Raw genomic sequence first — 24,704 nt, 5'->3', positions numbered from 1 at the left:
AACTGGAACAGCGATGGCTGGGTCACGTTCGCCTGCGGCGGTTGCGCAAAGTTGAGCGGGCGATAGCGCGGGACTTGCCTGCCGTTGCCGGGGACACAGATTGCGCGAGATCACAAAGATGAAGGATCTGGAAGCGGAAAATCGCGCTCTGCATAGAAGGCTTAAAGTGCTGATGCGCTGGGCCGAAGAGAATGAAGAGCGCATGCGACGTTTTCAGGCGCAGGAGTTGCGGCTTCTCGGCATCAATTCGCTCTACGAATTATTGTTGATGCTGGTGCATGAGACGCGTGTCAAATTCAAGCTCGAGGTCATCACTCTGGTATTGTTGGACGGCGATCACGAGATTCGCCATTTGCTTCAACATCTGGGCGTCAAGCCCGCAGAACTTCCGCAGTTGCTGTTCGTCGACGTGGCCGAGGTTATCGAAGCCTTGTTCAACGAAAAGCGCGAACCTGCCTTGAGTGGTTGCGCACCCGAGTTGTCCGCTCGATTGTTTCCTTCGCCACTGCGGCAACCGCGAAGTACCGCGCTGCTGCCGCTGGTGCGCGATGGGAGGATAATCGGCAGCATCAACCTCGGCAGCGAAGATGTCGATCGCTATCGGGGCACTCACTTCACCGATTTTCTGGCGCATTTTGGCGCAGTGGTTGCGGTTTGTCTGGAGAACGCGCTGAACCATGAACGACTTAAACTGGTGGGGTTGACCGATACCCTCACCTCGGTTGCGAACCGCCGCTATTTCGATCAGCGATACGAAGAAGAGCTGCGCAGGGTGGAACGGGAACACCATGCATTGGCGTGTCTTTTTCTCGATATCGATCACTTCAAACGAGTCAACGACACTTACGGGCATACCGTGGGCGACTATGTGCTGCAGGGTGTGGCCAGGATCATCAAAGCGCATCTTCGTAACGTCGACATTCTGGCCCGTTACGGAGGTGAGGAGTTCGTCGCGGTTTTGCCGGGCACGGCGACGGAGGAGGCGGTAATCATTGCCGAACGGATACGCTCCGCCGTGGAACAGGAGACCTTCAACCATCCGGATCATGATCCGTTTCGGGTTACCCTTTCCATAGGGGTTGCCGGTGTGGCGGACGGCGATCCGCTTCCGCAAATGCTGGGACAGAAACTGATTGAGACCGCGGACAACGCGTTGTACGAGGCCAAGGATGGGGGGCGCAATCGAGTAGTGAGAGCGAGCGTTGCCGTCTGATGCGCGGTGTAAGCATGGCGCAAAGCCGCAGTGGTTTTTACCACGGTCAGTCGGCACAGCGTTGAAAAAGGGGTTGACAACTCAAACGTCAACGGGTAGCGTCGCGCGTTACCTGCAAATAATATGTACTCAAGTAGGGGTATTACAATAAAACCAGGGAGGCTGCCCCCAGGCAGCATGGAGTCGCGCCGTTCGCATCACGACGACTATGTAACTGCAACCCCGTAATGGGATGCAGTTGGTGGAAGGGAATCCGCCGCGTGCCGATAGTTACCTAATTAAACCAAAAGTAGTTTACGGCTTGCGGAGGAAGTGATGTTCAAACTGTTCGTGGTCACAGTCGTAGCGGTTGTGGTCAGCAACCTGATTTTTATCGTTTAAAAGACACAGAACACTCCAGACAAAATGGAGGAGGAGGGGGGTTACGCGCTCCGTGCAATCGAAGGGCGTACATACATAATAATAAATGAAAAGCTGTTACTCGGTACCGGGGCCCGATGTGTCCCGGTATTTTTTTGTCAGAATTCTGGCTTCCCGCGTTGACAAAAACCGGCCTGGCATGGGCACTATGCCGGGTACTCGTTGCATATATTCCCGGTAAGCATCGCCGTGGTATTGGATCAGCTTGTGCTCCTCGAATCGGGAGCCAACGATGAAGTACGCGGTGATGCAGAGCGCACTGACCAGGAATGCGCCATCCATCTGGCGCGTCCAGATAAGTACCAATGCCAGAAAGTACCAGGGGTGGCGCACATAGCGGTGAAGATGCGATATGTGCAAGCTTTCCTGATCCTCGACCCGTCGTTCAGAACCGCGCCATTGCCGGGTGCCCAGAAACTCCGCGGTGTCATAGTCTTTCAATGTCAATACAAAGCCGACCAAAGCAAGGACGGCCAGGGAGTTGGCAACCCACAAGCTCACGCCGGTCCATTGCCAGAGCGGAGTCCCCTGCCAGCGATGCATGAGATAGAGCGGCGGTGCGAGCAGAACGACGGCGAGGCCATTGAAGGCCAGGCGGTAAACACGCGGTGCCCATGGCCAGCGGCTGGCAGCCCGGCGCTTGAGAGCGAGGGTCGCCAGCAGTGAATGCAGCAGCCCATAGCCTGCCCAGGCGAGTATCAGGACGATTATCTGAAGTGCGGTGAGTTCCATGTCCAGGACCATTGTAGCGCTCGGCGTATGAGCGTTGCGCTCTTTGTGCCAATCCATACAATGAGCACTCATTTTACGCCAGGTACCTCTCCATGGGATTCAGATGCGGCATCGTTGGATTGCCCAACGTGGGTAAATCCACACTGTTCAACGCGCTCACCAGGGCCGCCATCGCGGCCGAGAACTACCCGTTCTGCACCATTGAACCCAACGTGGGGGTGGTGCCGTTGCGCGATGCGCGCCAGGACGCGTTGGCGGCAATCGTCAAGCCGCAGCGAGTGGTTCCCACCACCATGCAGTTTGTCGATATCGCCGGTCTGGTGGCAGGTGCTTCAAAGGGTGAGGGGTTGGGCAACCAGTTCCTGGCCAATATCCGCGAGACTGACGCCATCGCTCATGTGGTGCGTTGCTTCGAGGACGATGATGTGACGCATGTCTCCGGTCGTATCAATCCGGCCTCGGATATCGAGGTGATCAATACGGAGCTGGCATTGGCCGATCTTGCGACCGTGGAGAAGGCGGTCGAGCGCGCACGCAAGGCGACCAAGGCGGGCGGTGATAAAGAAGCCATCGCACGCCGGGAGCTGTTGATCAAGATCGAGGCACACTTGAACGAAGGCCGTCCGGTGCGGGCCATGGAGCTGTCCAAAGAGCAACTCCTGCTGATCCGCGATCTCCATTTCCTGACGATCAAACCGACGATGTACCTCGCCAACGTGACCGAGGACGGATTCGAGAACAATCCTCACCTCGATGCCGTGTTCGCAATCGCCGCTACCGACGGTTCCGAAGTGGTGCCGTTCTGCGCCGCGATGGAGGCCGAGATCGCGCAACTCGAAGAGGCCGACAAGGCGGAGTTTCTCGCCGAAATGGGTCTTGAGGAAGCCGGGTTGGATCGCGTGGTGCACGTGGGTTATCGCCTGCTGGGGTTGCAGACCTATTTCACCGCGGGCGAGAAGGAGGTGCGCGCCTGGACCGTTCGCATCGGCGCCACGGCGCCCGAGGCGGCCGCGGTGATCCACACCGATTTTCAGAAGGGTTTTATCCGCGCCGAAGTGATCGCCTACGATGATTTCATTGCCTGCCGAGGCGAACAAGGGGCCAAAGAGGCGGGTAAATGGCGCCTGGAGGGCAAGGAGTACATCGTCCAGGACGGCGATGTCATCCACTTCCGCTTCAATGTCTGACCGGCTGTTGCGCCTGCAGTAGAGCGCTCAGTTCCTCGGCGGGCAAGGGGCGTTGAAACAGATAGCCCTGGTACTCGTCGCAGCCGGTGCGGCGCACCTGAACCAATTGCGCTTCGTTCTCCACGCCCTCGGCGATCAATCGCAGATTCAGCGTCTTGGCGATGCTCGCCACCGCGTTGATGATGGCGAGGCTGCCCTCATCACTCTCCAGGTCGGCAATAAAACTGCGGTCGATCTTCAGTGTCTCAACTGGGAAACCTTTGAGATAACTCAGCGAGGAGTACCCGGTTCCGAAATCGTCGATGGAAAGCGAGACGCCCAGCGCCTTGAGTTCGCGCAGCAACTCGATGTTCTCTTCGCGGTTCTCGATCAGAACGCTTTCGGTCAGTTCCAGTTCCAACCAGGGACTTTCGGGTGTCATTGGGCAATCGAGGTCCGAAATCGTCTTCAATAACCCGGGGTTGAGTTGCAGCGCCGAGACGTTGACGCACATGCGCAGCGGATACCCCAACCGGGACCAACGCTTGCGTTGCAGGCAGGCGCTTTCGATAACCCAGGCACCGATGCGCGGGATCAGTCCCATCTCCTCGGCCACCTCGATAAAGCGATCGGGCGCCACCATGCCGCGCACCGGATGACGCCAGCGGATCAGGGCCTCGCAGGCGACGATCTGGCCACTGCTCACGGCGACGATGGGTTGGTAGAAGAGTTCGAACTCATTGTCCGCCAGCGCCCGACGCAGTTCGCCCTCCAGACGCAAACGTTCGACAGCCAGACTGTTCATCTCCGCGGCGTAGAAACAGAAGTCGTTTCGACCCTTGGTTTTGGCGTGGTACATGGCGGTATCGGCGCAACGCAGCAGCTCCGCGCTGGTGGTCGCGTCGTCGGGGAAAATGCTGATCCCCACGCTGCAGGAGATGTTGAGCTGATGGGCGTCGATGGCAAAGGGTTGTGCGAGTGAGCTGATGATCTTGGTAACGACCGGCAGTATCTCCTCGGCTTCTTGGATGCCGCGCAGCACCAGCACAAACTCGTCGCCGCCGATGCGCGCCAACGAATCGTCGGCACGCAGACCTTTGTTCAAACGCGTAGCGACTTCCCGCAGCAGCTCGTCGCCCACGGTGTGTCCCAACGAATCGTTGATGCGTTTGAATCGATCGAGGTCGATAAACAGTACCGCGAGGCGCAACTCTTCGCGCTGGGCGTGGGCGATCGATTGTTTGAGACGATCGCCGAGCAGATAGCGGTTGGGCAGTTCGGTCAGCGCATCGCGGGTTGCCAGCCACTCGATGCGCTCTTCGGCCATCTTGCGCTCGGTAATATCGCGCGTGATGCCGACCATCTGATAGGGCTCGCCCTGCTCGTCGCATATGGGATAGCCGCGCGAGACAACCCAGCGCAGCGAACCATCCGGTCTGACGATGCGATACTCCTCGTTATAGTGTTCGGTCGGACGGCTGGCCTGCGCGACCTTGACGCGATCGTAATCCTCGGGATGGACCCGGCGCAGGAAATCGAGCGGATCGCGGTAGAGGTCTTCACGGGACAGTTCCCAGATCCGCTCGTAGGCGGGACTCACATAAAGCTTGGCGCCGCTGCGCTGATCCTTGATCCACAGCACCTCATCGACATTGTTCGCCAGTTGATTGAACTGCTCGTGGCTGGTGCGAGCCTCCTGTTCCGCGGTTTCACGGCGCGCCAGCTCTTCCCGTAGATCAAAGGTGCGCGAGCGCACCAGGCGACGCAGAGAGATGACCCAGAAACCGGTCAGGAGCAGAGCCGCGGCGATGGGCCCGGCAATCGGCAGTGCATCGCGGACAAGCTCGCCCGCGGTTCGCGGTGTGACACGTTTCGGCGTAAACCACTTCTGATAAATGGTTGCGTATTCACCGGATTCGAGCACCTTCTTGAGTCCGCTGTTGACCCGGTCAAGCAGCGCCGTATTGCCCTTGAGGACGGCAAAACCGTATTCGCGGGGCATGAAGGGGCGACCGACCGGGACCACGTTCCTGATCTGCTGGCGGGTGATCAGATACTGACTGATCAGGTTGGTGACAATCGCGCAGTCACCGTTGCCGGCCTGCAGCTGCCGGATTGCATCGGGTGCCGAGGGAACGGGCAGCGTGATCACGCCAGGGAAGCGCGTGGCAAGATACTCTTGCGTGCTGGCGCTGTCCTGAACCAGTACGCGCGTGCCGTCGAGTCTGGCGGGGTCGCAGCGAGCGCTCTCGCCTTTGCGCGCAAAAAGCTGGTCAGTGATGATGGCGAACGGTGTGGCGAAATCGAGGCGTATCTCGCGTTCGCGCGAGCGGGTCATGTCGGCGATATGGACGGTTTTTTCGGTCTCAAAGGCGCGGCGGATCTCCGCCCAGGGCCCGAGTTTTATGGCGATCTCAAAGCCGCCCGCCTCGCCAACGGCGCGGATCAGATCGACATTGAAACCACGGGGTATGCCATCGCTGTCGAGGTACTCAAAGGGAGGGTAGTCGCGGTCGCTTCCGAACACCACACTCGCCGCGGCATGGTGCGGCGCGGTTCCGGCCAGTACCGCGCACGCGACAAACACGACACGCCGGAAGCGGCTTCGTAACGTGGAAAGCATCCTTACTTCCTTATGCAGAGCAACAATCAAAATCGTTCTTGTTTTAACTAAAAAAATGAAACGCGATCAGCCATTCCGATGCTGTGCGATGACGAAGGCGGGAAACAACACACCGGATAAAGGTGGATGATTGGGGTAACGGTACCAGTACAAGCCTCAAGGTCAACCCATAATTGAAACTGGAGCTTGCCTTGACACAGGATGATGCGGGCATGAAAATACGCGGTCTCTTTCGGTTAGCTGCCGAAGCCGAGCAAAATGGCTATGTAGCTCAGTTGGTTAGAGCACATCACTCATAATGATGGGGTCCCCTGTTCGAGTCAGGGCATAGCCACCAGATGACCTCCAGGCCCGCCTTCCGGCGGGCTTTTTTGCGTTTCCTATTCTCAGTAGCGAATGAGCACCACGTGTCTACGGCTACAAAGGTTCCGCTCGCCGGTCAACGCGGGAAGCGAGGCGGTTCCGATCGGAGCGAAGACCATGCGGGTGATGGCCGTCCGGCGGTGCATCGACACCTTATCTGAACGCTTCGGGTAGCGTCGAGAGTAGCTCTGCGTGCAGTTCCGGAGTGGCCGCGGCTATCACGCGCCCGTCGGAACGCAGATGCAGCGCTGCCCCCGTCCAGTCCGTTATCACACCGCCTGCGCCTTCGATGATGGGCACCAGGGGAAGGTAATCGTAGGGTTTCAGGGAGGACTCCATCACGGCGTCCACGTATCCCGCAGCAAGCAGCGCGTAGCTGTAGCAGTCACCGCCGAAGCGGCGCAGGGCGGCGCGGGCGGTGACGGTGTTCAGCGCATCGAGTTCCTCGGGGGTGAAGATGTCGACCGAAGTGGCGTAGACGCTGGCCTGGCGGAGTTCACGGCAGGCGCGCGTGCGACAGGGCCGCCCGTTCAGCGTGGTCGCCCGGCTCGATGCCCCCGCCCAACGCTCGCCCAGGGCCGGCATGTCGACGATGCCGATCACCGGCCGGCCATGTTGCAGCAGGGCGATCAGGGTGCCGAAAGTCGGCATGCCGGTGATGAAGCTCTGGGTGCCATCGATGGGATCCAGCACCCAGGTTTCCGCACCCTCCAAGTTGCTCCCGCCATGTTCCTCACCGAGGATGCCGTGGTGCGGGTAGCGGGCGGTGATCATCTCGCGCATGGTCGATTCGACCGTCCGATCGGCAATGGTAACCGGCGATGCGTCGGCTTTGTGCTCCACCTCCAGGGGATTGCGGAAATAGCGCAACGCCACCGGCCGGGCGGCATCCGCGAGGTCTTCTGCGAACCGGATCAGTTCGGGCTCCGGGGCGGCCCCGGCAGGGTTGCTATCCGTGTCCTGGGGGCTCATGGATGGCCGATCGCCTTTCGCTGCACTTCTTCTGACACCCTAGACAACAACCATAAAAATGCAATAATCCACAATATTCCACATTCGAGGCAAGGTGCCAACCGTTCGTGGAATCTCACCCCCCTCAGGTCCAGGGAGCCTGAACCCACCTCTCAGGAGGACACAATGAAAAATTCCAATTGGCTGTTATCGCTTATGGCTGCTGCGGTTTGCCTTGTTGGCTCCACAGTGGCGCATGCCGGTGAAATCACGGTCTACACGGCCCTCGAAGAAGAGGAGATCGCCGACTATATTGCTGCCGCCAGCAAGGCGATGCCCGATATCAAGGTAAATGTGCTGCGTCTATCCACTGGCAAGCTGGGAGCACGGATACTGGCGGAAGCGGAGAATCCGCAGGCCGACGTGATCTGGGGCTGGGCGGTTACCGCGATGATGGATCCGCGCATCCTGGCGATGCTCGAACCCTATGCGGCAAAGGGAGCGGATAAGCTCAACGCCGCCCATCGCGATCAGCAGGGGCGCTGGTTCGCGCCCACCGGGTACATGGGGGCGTTCTGCGTCAACACCGAAAGGCTGGCGCAGAAAGGGCTGCCCATGCCGACCAGCTGGCAGGATCTGGCCGATCCGCGCTTCAAAGGCGAGGTGCTGATGCCTGATCCCAACTCTTCCGGTACCGGTTACCTGCACGTGATCTCGCTGCTCCAGGGCATGGGCGAGGAGCAGGGTTGGGCACAGCTGGCCGCCGTCGATCCCAACATGGCGCAGTACACCTCGTCGGGTTCCAAGCCGTGCAAGGCGGCACGCGCCGGGGAATACACCGTCGGAGCCTCGCTGGCCTTTACGGCGCTGAAGTCCATCGAAAGCGGCTATCCGCTGAAAATGGTGATTCCCAAGGGCGGTGCCGGCTACGAGCTGGAGGCCTCGGCGCTGATGGTGTCCAGCAAGAACAAAGGCGACGCCAAGCGGTTTCTCGACTGGACGCTTTCCAAGGATGCAACGGACCTGTACGGTGCTTTCAAGGCTCTGATCACCGTGCCGGGCGTCAAGCCGTCGGCAGCGGCGGAAAAGGCGGGTCTGCCGGCGGATCTGAGCGGTGCGCTGGCAAAGATCGATTTTGCCGCCTCCGCGAAAGCGCAGACAGAGATCAAGAAGACCTGGAAAGAGAAGTTCGGTCGCTGATCGAGCTGCGTTTCCGGCGGGCACTCTGGCAGGTGGAGTCGCCCGCCGGTTTCCTGCAGCACCCCCCGGTGTTCTGCGGGTGCCAAAAGGACCAGTCAGAATGTATCTCGACGTTCATGATCTGACGAAAACCTTCGGCGATTTCACCGCGCTGGAAAACGTCTCTTTCCAGTTGGAGCGTCACGAGTTCGTCTGCCTGCTGGGTCCCAGCGGCTGTGGCAAAACCACCCTGCTGCGCATCATCGCCGGATTGACTGATCACGACTCGGGATCGGTTCGCCTGCAGGGCGAGGATCTCGCCGGCCTGCCCGCGCGCAAGCGCGGCTTCGGCATTGTGTTTCAGTCCTACTCGTTGTTCCCCAACATGACCGTCAGCGAGAACATCGGCTATGGTCTGAAAATTCGCGGTGCGACCAAAGCGGACATCGCCGCGCGCGTCGATGGCCTGTTGGAGACCATCAAGCTCCCGGAACTGGCCGACCGGTTTCCGCGCCAACTCTCGGGTGGGCAGCAGCAGCGCATTGCCCTGGCGCGCGCCATTGCGGTGGATCCGCTTCTGCTGTTGCTCGACGAACCGCTCTCCGCCCTGGATGCCAAGGTGCGGGCGGAGCTGCGGATCGAGATCCGCGAACTGCAGCGATCCCTGGGCATTCCGACGCTGATGGTGACCCATGATCAGGAAGAGGCAATGCTGCTGGCGGACCGCATCATCTGCATGAAGGATGGCCGGGTGGAGCAGAGTGGTACGCCGGAGGATCTCTACCTGCGCCCGGCGACCCATTTCGTCGCCGACTTCATGGGGGTCAGCAATCTCATTCAGACTCCGTCGATACGCGAGTGCATGCCTGCCCTGATGGCGCATCGCCCCACCGGCGACGATCACGCCTATGTCGCCTGTATCCGGCCCGAACAGATTGCCCTCGCTCCCGATCCCACGGGTCACGCGGTAGTGAAGGACATCTCCTTCCTGGGGAATGTCAGCCGTATCAGGGTGGACTGTCCCGCGGGCGATCTCCTGATCGAGGCGCACGGACGCATGGAAATCACCGTCGGGCAGCCGGTGCGGCTCGATATCCGACCGGAAGACTGCTCCTGGGTGAGGACCGAGACCCGGGCCAGCGGTGGCTGATGAGCGTGGTTGAAAAGGCGGTTGTCCCGGTCGCACGCAGGCGCGGATGGGACGGTGACCGACTCCTCATTGCAGCGTGCGTCGTGGTTCCGGTGCTGGGATTGCTGGCGTTCTTTGTCTACCCCCTGTCGCAGGTATTTCTGCGCTCCATCACCGAGGCGGATGGGGGTTACGGTATCGGTAATTACCTGGAGATCCTCTCCTCCAAGGGTTTCTGGCGTGCCACCGGGCACAGCCTGGAGATGGGGCTTTCCACCACCGCGATCAGCCTGCTGCTGGGCTTTGTCATCGCGCATGGCACCCACCGCTGTTCGTTTCGCGGCAAGACGCTGATCCGTGCCGCCATCGTGCTGCCGTTACTGGCGCCCTCGCTGGTGCAGGGCCTGGGTCTGATCTTTCTCCTCGGCCGCAACGGGTTGATCAACAATTGGTTCGGTCTGGAGCTCGACATCTACGGGTTCTGGGGGCTGCTGCTTGCCAACGTTTTTTACGCCCTGCCGCAGGTGGTGATGATCATCGGCGCGACGCTCTCGCTCTCCGATGCGCGCACCTACGAGGCGGCGGAGGTGATAGGCGCGTCGCCGTGGCGGCAGTTTCTGGATATCACCCTGCCCAACGCCAGGTTTGGCATCCTCGGCGCGGCCTTCGTCGCCTTCACGGTCACCATCACTGATTTCGGCAATGCGGCGGTGATTGGCGGCGACTACTCGGTGCTGGCCACCGAGATCTACAGTCAGGTGATCGGCCAGATGAACTTCAACCTGGGTGCGGTGGTGGGTATCCTGCTGCTGCTGCCGACGGTGATCTCCTATTACATCGAACGACTCGCCGAGAAACGGCAGTTCGGTGCACAGTCGGAGAGCGCCGTGCCCTTCGTGCCGAGCTTTCGCGCCGCGCGCGATGTGCCCATGGCGATCGCCTCGTATCTGATCGCCGCCGCCACCGCCAGTGTCATCGCCATCGTGGTCTACGCCAGTTTCGTCAGACTCTGGCCCTACCGGTTCGATCTCACCTTCAAGCACTACGACATCACGCTGGCTGGCGGCTACTCACCCTTGTGGACCACTATCGAGGTCTCGTTGCTGGCTGCGGTGGGTGGCGTGGTTGCGCTGTTTCTACTGGGCATGGGGATCCGGCGCATGCCGAGGGGCATCGCCAAGCTGCTTCATTTCCTCTCCATGCTGCCGGCAGCGGTGCCGGGGATGGTGCTTGGCTTGTCGTATGTCTTCGCGTTCAATTCACTGGATACGCCGCTGCATCTGCTCTATGGGACAGTGGCGCTGCTCGCGTTGAGCAATTTCTATCATTTTCACACCCAGGGCTTTCTCACGATGATGGCCGGTTTTCGCCAGATTCCGGTGGCGTTGGAGGAGGCGTCGGCCTGCCTCGGTTCGGGCCTGTTGCGCATCGCGGCGGATGTGATCGCTCCGTATGTCTTTCCAATGCTGGTTTCGGTGTTTTTCTTCCTCTTCATGCGCTCCATGGTGACGCTCTCCGCGATTATCTTCCTCACCACGCCGACGCTGACGGTGGCCTCCGTCACCATCATGCGGCTCGACGATGCGGGGCTCACGTCGCAGGCCGCCGCTTACTCCACGTGTGTGATGCTGATCGTGGGGGTGGCGATGATCGCCATGAACGCGGTGGTCAACCGCTTAGGCAAGCAGAGAGCCGTTTGAGATGTGGTCGCAAAATCGACATCAGAAGATCCTCGCGCTACTGGCGGCGCGCCAGCAGGTGACCACGGATGCACTGAGCCGGGAGCTCGAGGTCTCGCGCGAGACCGTGCGCCGCGACCTCATGGAGTTGGAGAATGCGGGCTTGCTGCGGCGTGTCCACGGTGGCGTCGTGCTGCCCGGCCCGGCGCCGGAGGAGCCGTTCAGGAAGCGCATGGCCGCCCATCGGGACGAGAAGATCGCCATCGCCAAGGCAGCCGCCCGCCTGATCAAGCCGGGGCAGAGCCTGTTCGTCGATGCCGGCACCACGACCTCGGTGTTCGCCGCCGAACTGGCCAAGGTCTCGGGCATCTCGGTCGTCACCAACTCCTTCGATATCGCAACCACGCTGCGCCGCGCGGAGTCGGGCACCAGTGTCCTGCTGCTCGGCGGGCGCATCGTGACCGATGTGCCGGGGACCTACGGGGAACTGACGCTCTCGGAGATTGCGCGGTTTCGCACCGATGTCGCGGTGGTTTCGCCGGTCGCCCTCCATCCCGAGGGCGGCGCGGGCAATTACGATTTGCACGAGGCGGAGGTGGCGCGGGCCATGATCGAGCAGTCGGCGAAACTGATCATGCTGGCCGATCATGCCAAGCTCTGCGTCTCCAGCCAGGTGCGGTTCTGCACCTGCGGGCAAATCGATACCCTGGTCACCGGTGCCAGTGCCAGCGCGGAAAAGCTTGCCCAGCTTAAACGCGCGGGTGTGAAGAGCGTAGTCAAGGCGCGGTGATTTACACCGCCGCCGCCATCGCCAACCTGCCGGGATCCTTCTTCAAACACTATCCCACCCGAGATAGAACGGCCCGCTTGGGTTGATTCCTGCCGCCAGGCTTCGTCAAACTAAAATAGTTGACTGGCTTGGACGGGGATAACAATGCGGCATTCACAGGTGCAACAGATCCTGGAACGGGAGTTTCTCAGCGCGGCCGAGGGCCACCACACACCGGTGATGCTGTGGGGGCCGCCGGGGATCGGTAAATCGGATATGGTGCGTCAGGTGGCCGAGCGTCATGGGGTGCCGGTGATCGATCTGCGGCTTTCGCAACTGGAGCCTTCCGATCTGCGTGGCATCCCGTTCCGGGTCGAGGAGCGGGTGGAGTGGGCGATACCCGCACTGCTGCCCGACAGTGCTCGTCAAGGTGCGCGCGGCATCCTGTTTCTCGACGAGGTCAACGCCGCGCCGCCCTCGGTATCGGCGGCGGCCTATCAGCTCATTCTCGATCGGCGACTGGGGGAGTATCAGGTCCCCGCGGGTTGGGCCATCTTCGCGGCAGGCAACCGGCAGGGGGATCGGGCGGTCACCTACGTGATGCCCGCCCCGCTGGCCAACCGTTTTGCGCATCTGGAGGTGGAACCCCATCTCGACGATTGGGTGGCGTGGGCCTACGCCAGTGACATCGACGAACGCCTGATCGCCTTTCTGCGTTTCCGGCCCGACCTGCTCTTCGACTTCGATCCCGCCCACAACCCGACCGCCTTCCCCTCGCCGCGCACCTGGGAGTTCGCCCATCGCGCGTTGCAGAAATTCGACGGCGACCTGCTGACCGGCGCGCTGCAGGCCTGCGTCGGCGAAGCGGCGGGGCTCGAGCTGGCGGCCTTTCTGCGCAGTCTGGCGCAGATGCCCGATGTCGAGGCCATTGCCCGCGGCGAATCCGCGGAGGTCCCCGACGGGGTGGATCTGCAGTACGCGGTCGCCACCGCCCTGGTCAAGCGCGCGCTGGCGGCGCGCGCGAGCGCCGACTCGGCGCGCCTCAACGGCCACTTGCTGGATTACGCGCGGCGCTTTCCGCTGCGCGAGATGGGGGTGATGCTGGTGGTGGATCTGCACCGCACGGTGGGACCCCAGATCTGCCAGCTGCCGCAATTCAAAGAGTGGGCGCAGGATGTCGGGCACGTCATCCTCTCCGACGCCGAGGCATGACCCCCGAGCTGCACGACAAGCTGACCGCGGCGCGCGCCCGCCTGATCCTCGATCACCCGTTTCTTGGGGCGCTCACGCTGCGCCTGCCGTTACGCGCAGGCGATCCCAGGTGGTGCAAGACCAGCGCCACCGATGCCCGCGCCATCTATTTCAACAGTGACTATCTCGCCGATCTCACCGGCGGTGAGACCGAGTTCGTGCTCGCGCACGAAGCGCTGCATTGCGCGTTGGGTCACTTCCATCGCCGCCAGCATCGCAACCGCAGCCGCTGGGATCTGGCCTGCGATTTCGCCATCAATCCGTTGCTACAGGCCGAAGGGTTGAAAGCGCCGCCCGGCACCCTGGCGCTGGATGCGTTCGCCGGCATGACGGCCGAAGAGATCTATCCCTGTCTCGACGACAACGATGATCAGGAGACGCTGGACCAGCACCTCTATGATCAGGATTCGACCGACCAGGGCCAGGGGGGCGGCGGGGCGGAGGGCAGCCAGTCGCCACAAGCCGGGGAGGGGGAACCGCCACCCGGCGGCGGGCGGCAGACAGCGCCTTCACCACCCGATCACGACGAGCGCGAACGCCTCGCCGCGCAGTGGCGCCAGCATCTGGCCACGGCCGCTCAACAGGCGTTGCAGGCCGGACGTCTGAGCCCGACGATGGCCCGCTATGTCGATCGGCTGATCCAACCGCGTCTGCCGTGGCGTGCGCTGCTCGCCCGCTACCTGCAGGCGGCGGGACGCGAGGACTACAGTTACGCCCGACCCGCGCGGCGTGAAGGGGCGGCGATCCTGCCCACCCTGCGCAGTCATCAGATCGACGTCGTCGCGGTGATCGATACCAGTGGATCCATTACCGCCGCCGAGCTGAACGAGTTCGTTGCCGAGCTCAATGCGCTCAAGGGCCAGGTGAGCGCGCGCATCACGCTGCACGCCTGCGATAACGAACTGGCCGGTGCCGGGCCCTGGGTGTACGAGGTGTGGGAGGCGCTGGCGCTACCCGAAACAGTGGCGGGCGGTGGTGGTACTTCGTTTTGCCCCGTCTTTCGCTGGCTCAACGAGCAAGGGCACCGCCCCGATCTGCTGATCTACTTCACCGACGCCCGCGGAGAATTTCCTGCGACACCGCCCGAGTACCCGGTGGTGTGGTTGGTGAAGGGCGCCGCATCGGTGCCCTGGGGTGAACGCATACAGCTCAATTGAGTAAACGCAGGTCGGGTTGGCGAAGCATAACCCGACGAATGAAGGGTGTGTCGGGTTACGCTTCGCCAACCCGACCTACATTGGCTGAAGCATGAGTACTTCAAGTGAACTGACCAGCGAAGACCATCTGCGGCTCAGCGTGCTGATGGCGCAGGTGGACGCGGTGCGTGTCGACGAGGGCGCCATGTGCGTGTTGGGTCGGGCGGGTGATCGTGAGTGGACGGTGCAGCTCCATCCGCGCGGCGCGGAGTACCGCTATCTGCACAATGTGCGTTGTCTGTTGTCGGAGATCGTGCTCGGCCAGCCATCGGGGTTTCCGGTCTACATCAAGCGCTGGAGCGACAGTGGCGCACTGTCGGGCATCAAGGCGCGGCAGTTGTTGAAACTCGGTGAACCCGAGGCGGTGCGTGCTGTTGCCCGCTTGCCGGATCTCGAGGCCGGGCTCGCCGAGTTGGCGTGGTGGGCGGATCCGTCGCCGGAAGTGGCGCGCACGCTGTTGGCTGCGATGCGTGAAGCGGGCCCGTTGGGCTGTCGCCTGGCCGAGTATCTGGTGGATCATCTGGCTTTCGAGAACGACCCGGAGGCGGAGATGGAGACGGTGCGCCAATTGTTGCGCCCGGGGTTGCTGAATCCGGCGGCGGTCACCCGGTTGTGGTCGCGGCGCGAAAGCAAACCGCAGTATCGGGTCGGATTTCTGCAAGGGGCGGCGGATCGTCTTCCCGAACCCGAACCGCCGCATCCACTGCTCGAAACCCACGGCGAAGTGTTGCAGACGTTGCGACAGCAAGGCAATGCGGTGGCCGCAACGCTGTATCGATTGCTCGACGCCCAGGGACAAACCTTTCTGCGTGAAAGTCAGGCGCTGCTGCAGCACGCTGTAGATCAGAGCGTCGTCTGCGCGGGGGCCAATGTCCTGGGCGACTATCTCGGTCTGGTCGATCGCGATGTCGCCAGCCGCGATCTGCAGGAGATCGTCGCCGATGCCGTGAACGCCGTAACGGGTACGGGATCTTCCCCGTATCGGGAAGTGGCCGAGCACCATTCCGACCTTGCGCCGCTGGTGACTTCATTGTTCATACTGGCGGGCGTCAGCGAGCGCATATTTCTCGAACTTTTTGCGCGCAGCACCGCCTCGGGTAGTTTGCTGCAGAGCAAACTCACTCCCACTCTCAGGCCGCTCATCGCGCATATCGCCGCGTTGCGTGACGCGACCGGGTACAGCGATCCCGCACCACAACGGGCACGACGATCCAGGCGCGGAAAATAAGCCCTCAAGAACAATGAACAAGCTGCCGATGCAGCACTAGTGGCGCCAAGCCGCTGCGCGACAGAAAGGGGGGCCGGGAATGTCGGGTACCGAATACGCGATCGTATGTAACGGTGATCTTGTCGAGGGGTTCGAACTCGCCGATGTGAAGGCTCGGCTCGTTACGCTGTTCAAGCAGCCGGTCGAGCAGATCGAAAAGATCTTTGCGCGTCCAGGCACGGTCATCAAATCCGGATTGAACGAAGGCAAGGCCGAGCACTTCAGATCAACGCTGGCCAAGGCGGGCCTGGTCGTGCATATCAAGCCGCTTGCCCTGGCTACTCCGCGGCCCGATGGCCAGGTACCCACCGCCGCGGCGGCGCAGGCACCGGCAAGCGCCACCGACGACAGCAGCAGTTGGGGTCTGGTGCCCGTCGGTCGGGAAGGGGCGGCGCAGGGCTCGCCGGAGGCGCAGCAATCCGCCGCAGGTGACGCTGCCCCGCCGCGGGCAGAGACACCGGCGACAGCCACCAGCGACACCTACGCCGAGCCGCGCACCGTCCGTTTTGTGTTTCATGGCCAGGGCAGGGAGTACTTCAGTATCTGGATCGTCAATATCCTGCTCACCATCGTGACCCTGGGTATCTATTCCGCGTGGGCGAAGGTACGCAACAAGCAGTACTTCTACGGCAGCACCGAGTTGGATGGTGCGCCTTTCGAGTACACTGGAAAACCCAAGGCCATCCTCAAGGGACGTCTCATCGCCGGCGCGCTGTTCATTGTCTACTCGGTTGTCAGTCAGCTTTTCCCGGCGTTGGGTTTGCTGCTGTTTCTGCTGCTGCTCGCGGTGATGCCGTGGATGATCACGCGCTCGCTGATGTTCAATGCGCGCAACAGCATCTATCGTAATGTGCGACTGCGCTTCGACGGATCGCTGAAACACGCCTATATCGCTTTTGCGATGCTGCCACTGGCGACGGTGGTGACATTTGGTATCCTCGCACCCTTCGCCTTCTACTATCAGCAACGCTTTTTCGTGGAAAACCACAGCTACGGGACGGCGCGCTTTCATTTCGAGGCCGGCGCCAAGGACTACATCAAGATGTTCGTCGTACTGGTGCTGGTCTTTCTCGGCGGTGTTTTTGGTGGCGCAATGATCAGTGGCTTTCTGCCGTTCATCGGATTGCCGATGATCCTTGCCGCATACCTCTTCGTTTTCATCTATTTCTCGGTGCAGGCGTTCAACCTGCGCTTCAACAACACGCTGTTGAGCCATAGCGGGTTTGCGGCCGACATGGAGCTGGGCGGTTACACCAAGCTGGTAGTGGTCAATACGTTGGCGACCGTCTTCACTTTAGGGTTGTTCCGCCCCTGGGCCATGGTGCGTACGGTGCGCTATAAGTGCGAACATCTGCACCTCCTGGCCGAGGAGAATCTGGACGGCTTCGTCGCTCAAGAAGAAGCTGAGCTCAGCGCGCTGGGCGAAGAGATGGGCGAGATGTTCGACTTCGAATTTGGCTTGTGATCGAAATCAACGGCCACTGGTATGACGGGCGGACCTCCGCCCGGGTGCCGTGCCTACTGCGCATAGACGATGTCGGCGGCGTCGATGTGCTCGACGCCTCTGGCGCGGAGCTCCATCACGGTCTCTTCGAAACGCTGCGTGTCTCGTCGCGTTTGGGCAACACGCCACGCTTTCTCGATTTTCCTGAAGGGCAACGCGTCGAAACCACTGACAACGAGGCGGTGGATCGTGCATTGGCACGGCTGCAGCCCCATGCGCGACACAACTGGGTGCATCGGCTGGAGAGTCACAAACGCTTCGTCGTGCTGACCCTGCTGTTGGTCATCGTCTTTATCGGGCTGGTGGGTCGTTATGGTGCGCCTGCGATCGCCAGGGTGGGCGCGGCGTGGGTGCCCGATGCGGCGGTGCAACTGATTGGCGAACAGGCTCTGGAGACCCTGGACGATCTCCTGTTTGAGCCCAGCGAACTGTCCGATGCGGTGCGCGAGCGCGTCGTGAAGCATCTGGCGCCGGCCATTGCCGATCATCCCCATCTGCGTCTGCGATTGGAGTTTCGCACCAGCGAGGAGATCGGTCCCAACGCTTTTGCGCTGCCCGACGGCACCATCATCATGACCGATGCGATGGTGCGCCTGGCTGAGCACGACGATGAGCTGCTCGCCGTATTCGTGCACGAGATCGGGCATGTCGAGTATCGGCACAGCATGCGCCGCCTGATTCAGGGCTCGGTGCTGGCGTTTCTGTTGACGGTGATCGCCGGCGATATCTCGGGCACTTCGGAATTCTTTCTCGGAATTCCGATACTGCTTACCGAACTTGCCTACTCGCGGGACTTCGAGCGCGAAGCCGATAGCTATGCCATTGCCTACCTGAGCGGGCGGGGAACCTCCGCCACCCATTTCGCCGCCGTCATGCGCCGTCTCGAGGCGGCGCACGCCTGCGCCGGCAAGAACAGGGAGGAGTGCGATCCCGGGGAATTATCGCAGTGGCACGACTACCTCTCCTCGCACCCCGGCAGTGACGAGCGCGCGGCGCGGGCGGAGGCGGCTCGTTAGGGTGATCCGGGTATCGATGCTGAACGCCCGTAGTCTATTTGAGTTTGAGCGCTACCAGTATCTCGTGGGCATTCTCTTCGATTGATCTTCCCGAGACATTGACCGTCGCCCAGCCGTGCTTGCGGCACAGCGCACGCGCCCAGCGCAGTTCGTCGCGCACTTCTTCGTAGTCGGTGTAGTCGGTCAGCGGTGTTTCGCCGATATTCTGCAGGCGCGCCGAGCGCCGTTCGATGAGGCGTTGTGCGTCGATGAACAGGCCCACCACCCGTTTGGGATTGATGAGCTCCAACTCGGCCGGTATGGCGATCCCCTTGACCAACGGCACGTTGGCCACCTTCCAGCCGCGGCAGGAGAGATAGATCGAGAGCGGTGTCTTGCTGGTGCGCGAAACGCCCACCAGGATGATGTCGGCCGCGCTGAGTCCGGTCGGGTTCTGCCCGTCGTCGAACTTTAGTGCGAACTCCATCGCTTCGACCCGCTGGTAGTACTCCTCACCCACTTCGTGCAGCAGTCCCGGCGTCCCCATCGGCAAGTGACCGAAGTAACGCGCCATCTTGTGCAACAGTGGGCTGATCAGGTCGAGGCACTCCAGGCCCAGCGCTGCGCATTCGCGCTCGGTGAAGGTGGCGAGTTCACGGTCGACAAAGGTGAAGAAGACCAGGGCGTTGCACGCCTCGGCCTCGGGCAGCAACTCGAAAAGCTGCTTCTGGGTGCGGATGTTGCTGACGCGACGCACATGCACCACTTCGGATTGGAACTGTGTAAGTGCCGCTTCGACGATGGTTTCGGCGGTTTCGCCGGTGGCGTCGGATAGCAGGAAGAAGGTCTTTTCGTCGGACATCGGAGCGGGCTCGCTGCTGTGGTGAGTGCCCGGGGATTGTAGCGGTTAGCACCCGTGCTACTCACCCCCCTTCTGTTGCGTCCACCGACCCATCGTCATCGTACCCCCTTGCAGGAGCGGATTCATTCGCGATCCGCTTCCCTTATCGAGCTCCGCTGTTCGCGGTTGACGCCGTTCCAAGTGAATCTATCCGCCCGTAGGAACGGCTTCAGCCGCGAACCGCAGCCCAGCCAACCATGGCATTTGCGGTTGAACCTGCACCTACAGTCGACCCGGTTGCCCCGCGAGCGGCAGCCCCCCGCCGGTCTTGATGGCGAGGATCTGCCAGTCAAAGCTGTCCAGCGGTTTGTCGGTCATCGCATCTCTCCCGGAATTGGCGCAGGAATCAACCAAAAATTGAATGAACACAGCACGAATACAGTACCTTTACTCGATTTGGCGCCGCAAATAACAAGGAAAAAACGCGGGGGACAGGCTTATCCTTGTGCTCCCGGCGTCGCGTCGCGCGACTGTTGAGCACCCGTAGGAGCGGCTTCAGCCGCGAAAACGAAGTGCTGGCAATTGCCCCAATCGCGGCTGAAGCCGCTCCTACAATGTCATGCCAAGGGAGAGTATTGAGCCATGGGATTCGAAGCCGACGCCGAACTGCTGATCGGGCTGCTGGCTCGCTACCAGCACGAATCGGAGGCCGCCGCGAAGCCGGTCATCGCGCTGCCGCCGCTGCGCGAGCTGGTGGAGCGGCTGGAACTCGAGCGCTACGCGCAGCAGGGCGGTCTCACCGGGGATGAGCTGCGGGAGTTTCTGGAGCGTTATCTCGACGCGACGACGCGCCTCTACCATCCTGCCTCGCTCGCGCACCAGGTGTCGGTACCGCACTACGCGGGGGCGTTGGGGGCCTTCACCGATGCCTTCACCAGCAACCCGATGGCGATCTACGAGATGGGCCCACCGGCCGCGGCCATCGAGTACTACATGATCAACTGGTTGCTGCACAAGGTCGGATGGACGCCGGCGCCGTTGCCGCCGGGAACGGGCGAACCCGGCAGTTACGGCGGCGGCGTGCTGACCCACGGCGGCTCGCTGGCCAATCTGACCGCACTCATCGCGGCGCGCACCCGCATGGCACCCGATGTGTGGGAGAACGGCGTCCCCGCCGACCTGGCGATACTGGCGCCCGAACAGTCGCACTACTCGGTGGCACGCGCCGCCGGCATCCTCGGCATCGGCGCGCGCGGCGTGATCGCGCTGGCGGTGGATGAGCGGGGCGTGGTGATCCCCGATCGCCTGCCTCACGCCTTGCAGCGGGTGACGGAGGAGGGGCGTCGCCCCATGGCGCTGGTGGCCAACGCCTGCAGTACGGCAGCGGGTCTGTACGATCCCCTGGCCGAGATCGGGGCTTTCTGCCGTGAGCACGGTATCTGGTTTCATGTCGATGGCGCGCATGGGGCCAGCGCGCTGTTGTCACCGCGTCAGCGCCTGCGGCTGCGCGGTGTCGAACAGGCCGATTCGCTGATCTGGGATGCCCACAAGCTGATGCGCGCACCGTCGCTGTGCGCCGCGGTGCTGGTGCGCGATCATCGCGCTCTGGATGGCGCCTTCCATCAACAGGCCAGCTACCTCTTTCACGACAAGGCGCAACCCGGCATCGATCTGATCCATCGCACCATCGAATGCACCAAGGCGGCGCTGGGCCTGCGGCTGTTCATGGTGCTGGGCGCCATGGGCGAGTCCGGCCTCGCCGAGTATGTGGATCATCAGACGGGAATTGCGCTGGAGGCCTATCATTTCCTCAATAGCCAACCCGATTTCAGCGCGCCCATCGAACCGCAGAGCAACATCATCTGCTTCGCGTACCGGGACTGGGACAAAGAGCATCTGCGTGCGCGGGATCGTCTGATCGGGGAGGGCAGCTTCCATCTCTCCACCGCACAGCTCAACGGACGCTGGTATCTGCGGGCGGTGTTCATGAATCCGCGGTCCGGCCTGGCGGAGATCGAGGCGCTGGTCGCGGCACTGCGTGCCATGGGGCAGTAAACCGGCGGTAGTACTTCCCCGGCAGGGAACACGCGAATCTGCTGCAGCGACGGATCGTGAATAACGGCCAAGCGTTCCGGGCCGGCACCTCGCAATGCTGATCTCAATTTCCTCCCGAGGAAGCTGATCGTGCGCTATACCTAACTCAACCGATCAGAGTTGAACCTCGGTGCAAAAAAAAGCGACCCACAGGCATACCCAGCAGCAGAATGCCGACCCGGAGGAGAGAACAATGAACAGGAAGATCCGCAGTAGCACGCCACTCCGCATTAGAAACGAGATCGCAATCGCGGCCTTGTTGTTGACCTCGACCGCGATCTTTGCCGCACCACCGACCGGATCGCTAAACAGTGTCGCCCCACCCAAGATCTATCACTATTCTGCCGCTATCCAAGCGACGGCCGCCAAGCAGGGCGCAGTCACCGCCTTGGGTATCCAGTGGCAGTGCCAGGGCGCCCGCTGCACGGCGAGTGGGCCGTGGCCCAAACCGGGGGTCGCGGCCTGCAAAGCGTTGGCAGGTGAAGTAGGGCGCATCAAATCCTACGGTTACAAGGGCGCGCAGCTGAATGCGGCTCAACTGGGTGAATGCAACGCGACCGCATCCGCTGCTACCGCGCCGAGTGGCGGCGCGAAACAGAAGGCGCCCGCCATTGCCACGCAGATCAAACCATCCAGTCGTGCGCAAGCCGGTCCGCAGCCCGAACCGCCGACGCGCCCGGTGGTACCGCGGCAATCGGCCGCCGGGCCCGCGATGGCGCCCGCCCTGCCTGCCCCCGGTATCCGCCCCGGATCAACGCCCTCGGGTTCACCGGGCGGTTTCGGTAGTGCACCACCGCGCGGCGCTGCGGAAACCATCCGCGAAGCGGCTGCCGGCATCGGCAGCCGTCCGGTCATCGATCGTGTTACGGACAGTGATGGACTGAGTTGCTCGCGACGCGATTTCACGGTGACAGGCCGCAACTTCGGTGCTGAAGCCGGTTCGCGGCGGCTGATGTTCATGACCCCGGTGCGCCATACGCCCATCCGTGCCGTCTTCGGTGTCTACAGTTGGAGCGATGGGCGTATCACCGCGCAACTGCCCGAGCGTTCATTTGTACTGCCGGGACAACGTTACGTGGTGGCGATGGTCGATGAGCGCAACAACCCGATCAGCAACACCACCCGCGAGCTTCGCGTCTGCCCGACGCAGTTCACGGCGGTGGGTGATATCCGTGTCACCAACTGCGGCGCCGGGGCGGGTAACGTGCGGGTCCGTGCGTTTCGCGAAGGCCGTCAGATTGGCTCAACGATGGGGCAGGGCGTGCCCGGCAACGACTTTGCCATTCGCTACGAAATGAACCTGCCGCCTTCGACCTCTTCGGATGAAGTGGAGCTGCGACCCGAACTGGTCGGTATTACCTGCACCGGCGGCGCCTGGGTGCCGGAGCGCGGTACGGTACGCCTCAGCTACGATCAGTCGCGCGCGACGAGGGCGTTCGAATTTCGCGTCGGCATGCAGACGCGCCGTATTGCGATGCGCATCGTATCCGGGTTGGTTCAGAGCGCCTTTAACGGCACCCAGATCCGTATCAACAACTACGATCCGGCCACGCGGCGCACACGCGAGAATGACTCTTTCGTGCGGCTCTCCGATGCGCTGGGCGGCACCGAGCGTCGCTTCAACATCGGTCCCGCGGTCAGCGGTCCGCGTAAGTACTACATCAACGACATCAACCTCGCCAGCACCCGCGTACTGCCCGCGGAAAACGAACTGCGCGTCGCCATGGTCTTCGAGTCCAACGGCACGGAGTTGATCGGCACCTGCGGCCAGGATGGGTGGGATTTGTTCTGTGGCGCCGGCGCGCCCGACGTGCAGGCAAGTATCGCGGTCGACATCTTCTTCACGCTCGATCGCTACTACTCGCGCACGGCACCCATCAGCCTCAGCTTCTCCCGCGTACGGGTCGTTCCTAATGTGGATGCGCAAGCCGACGGCCTGTGCCGGGTGGTGGATTTACTCTGCTCCGCGATCAGCGACTATCGCGGCCTGATCAGAACCATCGTCGAGTCCAGCTTCATGAATGTGCTGGATACACCGGCCGTGCGCGACCAGGTCGCCATAGCGCTGTTGCCGTCGCTGCGCGGTCTGCGTATCGGCACGCTGAACTCGGTGCGCATCGAAGGTAATGATCTGGTGCTGGCTTATCTGACCGATTTTGAATAGCGGCCAATTACAGCAGTCAGTGGAACAGACGAGCCCGGCGCAAGCCGGGTTCGTCTGTTTGGTAAATGGGGGGATAGATCTATTTTCAATGTTTGCTGGGCCACTGATATGGTTTTTAGGAGTCCTTCTATTTCAATACTTAATAGCAGTTGACGATGGTTAATAATGTACTGTACTTGGTGATCGGTATTGGCTTGCTTACTGTTGGTGGTGAAGGGCTGATTCGAGGTTCGTTGGCTGCCGCCAAGCGTCTTGGTGTATCGCCCTTGCTAAGCGGTCTAGTTATTGTGGGCTTCGGCACCTCAGCGCCGGAGTTGGTGGTCTCTGTAGATGCTGCATTAAACCAACAACCGGATATTGCTATCGGCAATGTCGTGGGTAGTAATATCGCCAATGTTTTGCTGATCCTTGGAACATGCGCCCTAATCACACCCTTGGCAGTCAAGCCACTGGCACTACGCCGAGACGCGGTCACGGTCGTGGCGGCAAGCATATTGTTTCTGATTCTGGTCGGTGGCAGTGAGCTAAGGCGTGCGGATGCTGTGATATTTTTGATGGCTTTGATGGCTTATTTGATATGGGCCTATCGTAGCGAACGCTTTCACGATGCACCTGCTTCGGAACTTCATCAGGCTGAAGCCGAAGAACTAACCGCTCTGCCGAAATCTGCCACATGGACTGTAACGAATGTAATTGCTGGTCTAACACTGTTAATCGTGGGTTCACGGGTGCTGCTAAAGGGAGCTGTTGGGATTGCCGAGGAATTGGGGGTTTCGGAGGCGGTAATCGGCTTGACGCTTGTCGCAGTGGGCACGTCCCTTCCAGAGCTTTCGATTTCCGTGATTGCAGCGCTACGTCGGCACGCGGATGTGGCCGTTGGAAACGTACTTGGAAGTAATATCTTCAACCTGTTGGGAATCTTAGGCGTATCCGCTCTACTTCAGCCACTCCCTGTGCACGCAAGGATTCTGCAGTTCGACCAATGGGTCATGCTGGGAACTTCTATACTGTTGTTGGTGTTCTTGTATACGGGGCGTTGTCTGAGCAGGGTGGAAGGTGGAATACTCTTGGCCGGTTATAGTGTTTATGTCGGCTTGAGTTTTAATGCACTCAGTGGGTAACGTCAGAAGATTGTATGCTGGCTGCATAGAATGATCTCAAGCAAAAA

18 protein-coding genes and 1 tRNA gene are annotated in these 24,704 nt (G+C 61.4%); 15 read left to right on the top strand and 4 right to left on the bottom strand.

Features of this window, described 5'->3' with window-relative positions; genetic code table 11:
- The first annotated feature begins 118 nt into the window (after window positions 1-118).
- Entirely contained in the window at window positions 119-1,213 is a 1,095-nt protein-coding gene (locus DWQ09_14960) for a sensor domain-containing diguanylate cyclase (GenBank protein ID KAA3626882.1), read from the top strand.
- A gap of 477 nt (window positions 1,214-1,690) precedes the next feature.
- Here the strand turns inward: DWQ09_14960 and DWQ09_14955 are convergent, their stop codons facing one another.
- Window positions 1,691-2,365, bottom strand: coding sequence for a DUF1295 domain-containing protein (locus DWQ09_14955; GenBank protein ID KAA3626926.1), 675 nt, complete (start codon window positions 2,363-2,365; stop codon window positions 1,691-1,693).
- A gap of 92 nt (window positions 2,366-2,457) precedes the next feature.
- On the opposite strand from DWQ09_14955, the gene DWQ09_14950 reads away from it, so the two are divergent.
- Window positions 2,458-3,552 carry a redox-regulated ATPase YchF gene (locus DWQ09_14950; protein KAA3626881.1) on the top strand — a complete coding sequence of 365 codons (1,095 nt, stop codon included), beginning with the start codon at window positions 2,458-2,460 and terminating at the stop codon, window positions 3,550-3,552.
- On the opposite strand, the gene DWQ09_14945 is transcribed toward DWQ09_14950, so the two are convergent.
- Complete coding sequence (locus tag DWQ09_14945; GenBank protein KAA3626880.1) at window positions 3,542-6,154, bottom strand: EAL domain-containing protein; 2,613 nt, start codon at window positions 6,152-6,154, stop codon at window positions 3,542-3,544. The two genes, DWQ09_14950 and DWQ09_14945, sit on opposite strands and share 11 nt — an antisense overlap.
- Window positions 6,155-6,414: 260 nt before the next feature.
- Between DWQ09_14945 and DWQ09_14940 the strand changes: the two genes are divergently transcribed.
- A tRNA-Met gene (locus DWQ09_14940) sits at window positions 6,415-6,491 on the top strand.
- 179 nt (window positions 6,492-6,670) lie between these two features.
- Here DWQ09_14940 and hisN read toward each other — a convergent pair.
- The gene (gene hisN / locus DWQ09_14935; protein ID KAA3626879.1) at window positions 6,671-7,489 is read right to left on the bottom strand and encodes a histidinol-phosphatase; all 819 of its coding nucleotides are present in this window, start codon (window positions 7,487-7,489) and stop codon (window positions 6,671-6,673) included.
- A 165-nt stretch (window positions 7,490-7,654) separates the two neighbouring features.
- Here hisN and DWQ09_14930 point away from each other — a divergent pair, with 165 nt between their 5' ends.
- From DWQ09_14930 to DWQ09_14890, 9 genes are all read left to right on the top strand, one after another.
- On the top strand, window positions 7,655-8,668 hold the full coding sequence (locus DWQ09_14930) for an extracellular solute-binding protein (protein KAA3626878.1): 1,014 nt from the start codon (window positions 7,655-7,657) through the stop codon (window positions 8,666-8,668).
- Between the two features lie 100 nt (window positions 8,669-8,768).
- Window positions 8,769-9,797, top strand: a complete 1,029-nt coding sequence (locus DWQ09_14925; protein KAA3626877.1) for an ABC transporter ATP-binding protein — start codon at window positions 8,769-8,771, stop codon at window positions 9,795-9,797.
- Window positions 9,797-11,476 (top strand): ABC transporter permease subunit, encoded by a 1,680-nt coding sequence (locus DWQ09_14920; protein KAA3626876.1) that lies wholly within the window; start codon window positions 9,797-9,799, stop codon window positions 11,474-11,476. Before DWQ09_14925 ends, DWQ09_14920 begins: the two co-directional genes overlap by 1 nt.
- Before the next feature lies 1 nt (window position 11,477).
- Entirely contained in the window at window positions 11,478-12,245 is a 768-nt protein-coding gene (locus tag DWQ09_14915; protein ID KAA3626875.1) for a DeoR/GlpR transcriptional regulator, read from the top strand.
- A 144-nt stretch (window positions 12,246-12,389) separates the two neighbouring features.
- Window positions 12,390-13,436, top strand: a complete 1,047-nt coding sequence (locus tag DWQ09_14910) for an AAA family ATPase (GenBank protein ID KAA3626874.1) — start codon at window positions 12,390-12,392, stop codon at window positions 13,434-13,436.
- Window positions 13,433-14,632, top strand: a complete 1,200-nt coding sequence (locus DWQ09_14905) for a hypothetical protein (protein KAA3626873.1) — start codon at window positions 13,433-13,435, stop codon at window positions 14,630-14,632. The genes DWQ09_14910 and DWQ09_14905 overlap by 4 nt, the downstream gene beginning before the upstream one ends.
- A 91-nt stretch (window positions 14,633-14,723) precedes the next feature.
- Entirely contained in the window at window positions 14,724-15,899 is a 1,176-nt protein-coding gene (locus DWQ09_14900; protein KAA3626872.1) for a hypothetical protein, read from the top strand.
- 79 nt (window positions 15,900-15,978) lie between these two features.
- Window positions 15,979-17,403, top strand: coding sequence for a DUF898 domain-containing protein (locus tag DWQ09_14895; GenBank protein KAA3626871.1), 1,425 nt, complete (start codon window positions 15,979-15,981; stop codon window positions 17,401-17,403).
- A complete protein-coding gene (locus DWQ09_14890; GenBank protein ID KAA3626870.1) occupies window positions 17,391-18,458 on the top strand; it encodes a peptidase M48 Ste24p in 1,068 nt (355 codons plus the stop codon). The genes DWQ09_14895 and DWQ09_14890 overlap by 13 nt, the downstream gene beginning before the upstream one ends.
- Window positions 18,459-18,492: 34 nt before the next feature.
- Here the strand turns inward: DWQ09_14890 and DWQ09_14885 are convergent, their stop codons facing one another.
- On the bottom strand, window positions 18,493-19,299 hold the full coding sequence (locus DWQ09_14885; GenBank protein KAA3626869.1) for a kinase/pyrophosphorylase: 807 nt from the start codon (window positions 19,297-19,299) through the stop codon (window positions 18,493-18,495).
- A 621-nt stretch (window positions 19,300-19,920) separates the two neighbouring features.
- Between DWQ09_14885 and DWQ09_14880 the strand changes: the two genes are divergently transcribed.
- The 3 genes from DWQ09_14880 to DWQ09_14870 all read left to right on the top strand — a co-directional run bounded on the left by DWQ09_14880 (window position 19,921) and on the right by DWQ09_14870 (window position 24,657).
- Window positions 19,921-21,333, top strand: a complete 1,413-nt coding sequence (locus DWQ09_14880; protein ID KAA3626868.1) for an aminotransferase class V-fold PLP-dependent enzyme — start codon at window positions 19,921-19,923, stop codon at window positions 21,331-21,333.
- A gap of 232 nt (window positions 21,334-21,565) precedes the next feature.
- Window positions 21,566-23,536 carry a hypothetical protein gene (locus DWQ09_14875; protein ID KAA3626867.1) on the top strand — a complete coding sequence of 657 codons (1,971 nt, stop codon included), beginning with the start codon at window positions 21,566-21,568 and terminating at the stop codon, window positions 23,534-23,536.
- 155 nt (window positions 23,537-23,691) lie between these two features.
- Window positions 23,692-24,657, top strand: a complete 966-nt coding sequence (locus DWQ09_14870) for a sodium:calcium antiporter (GenBank protein ID KAA3626866.1) — start codon at window positions 23,692-23,694, stop codon at window positions 24,655-24,657.
- Window positions 24,658-24,704: the final 47 nt, after the last annotated feature.

It is taken from the genome of Pseudomonadota bacterium (assembly GCA_008501635.1).
Taxonomy (GTDB): Bacteria; Pseudomonadota; Gammaproteobacteria; order QQUJ01; family QQUJ01; genus QQUJ01.
Note: the sequence above shows the minus strand (reverse complement) of the source record. Positions and strands in the feature narration are given on the sequence as shown.

Coding starts and splice junctions, on each gene's coding strand:
- DWQ09_14960 (KAA3626882.1), top strand. CDS start 119: ATGAAGGATCTGGAAGCGGAAAATCGCGCTCTGCATAGAAGGCTTAAA.
- DWQ09_14955 (KAA3626926.1), bottom strand. CDS start 2,365: ATGGAACTCACCGCACTTCAGATAATCGTCCTGATACTCGCCTGGGCA.
- DWQ09_14950 (KAA3626881.1), top strand. CDS start 2,458: ATGGGATTCAGATGCGGCATCGTTGGATTGCCCAACGTGGGTAAATCC.
- DWQ09_14945 (KAA3626880.1), bottom strand. CDS start 6,154: ATGCTTTCCACGTTACGAAGCCGCTTCCGGCGTGTCGTGTTTGTCGCG.
- hisN (KAA3626879.1), bottom strand. CDS start 7,489: ATGAGCCCCCAGGACACGGATAGCAACCCTGCCGGGGCCGCCCCGGAG.
- DWQ09_14930 (KAA3626878.1), top strand. CDS start 7,655: ATGAAAAATTCCAATTGGCTGTTATCGCTTATGGCTGCTGCGGTTTGC.
- DWQ09_14925 (KAA3626877.1), top strand. CDS start 8,769: ATGTATCTCGACGTTCATGATCTGACGAAAACCTTCGGCGATTTCACC.
- DWQ09_14920 (KAA3626876.1), top strand. CDS start 9,797: ATGAGCGTGGTTGAAAAGGCGGTTGTCCCGGTCGCACGCAGGCGCGGA.
- DWQ09_14915 (KAA3626875.1), top strand. CDS start 11,478: ATGTGGTCGCAAAATCGACATCAGAAGATCCTCGCGCTACTGGCGGCG.
- DWQ09_14910 (KAA3626874.1), top strand. CDS start 12,390: ATGCGGCATTCACAGGTGCAACAGATCCTGGAACGGGAGTTTCTCAGC.
- DWQ09_14905 (KAA3626873.1), top strand. CDS start 13,433: ATGACCCCCGAGCTGCACGACAAGCTGACCGCGGCGCGCGCCCGCCTG.
- DWQ09_14900 (KAA3626872.1), top strand. CDS start 14,724: ATGAGTACTTCAAGTGAACTGACCAGCGAAGACCATCTGCGGCTCAGC.
- DWQ09_14895 (KAA3626871.1), top strand. CDS start 15,979: ATGTCGGGTACCGAATACGCGATCGTATGTAACGGTGATCTTGTCGAG.
- DWQ09_14885 (KAA3626869.1), bottom strand. CDS start 19,299: ATGTCCGACGAAAAGACCTTCTTCCTGCTATCCGACGCCACCGGCGAA.
- DWQ09_14880 (KAA3626868.1), top strand. CDS start 19,921: ATGGGATTCGAAGCCGACGCCGAACTGCTGATCGGGCTGCTGGCTCGC.
- DWQ09_14875 (KAA3626867.1), top strand. CDS start 21,566: ATGAACAGGAAGATCCGCAGTAGCACGCCACTCCGCATTAGAAACGAG.
- DWQ09_14870 (KAA3626866.1), top strand. CDS start 23,692: ATGGTTAATAATGTACTGTACTTGGTGATCGGTATTGGCTTGCTTACT.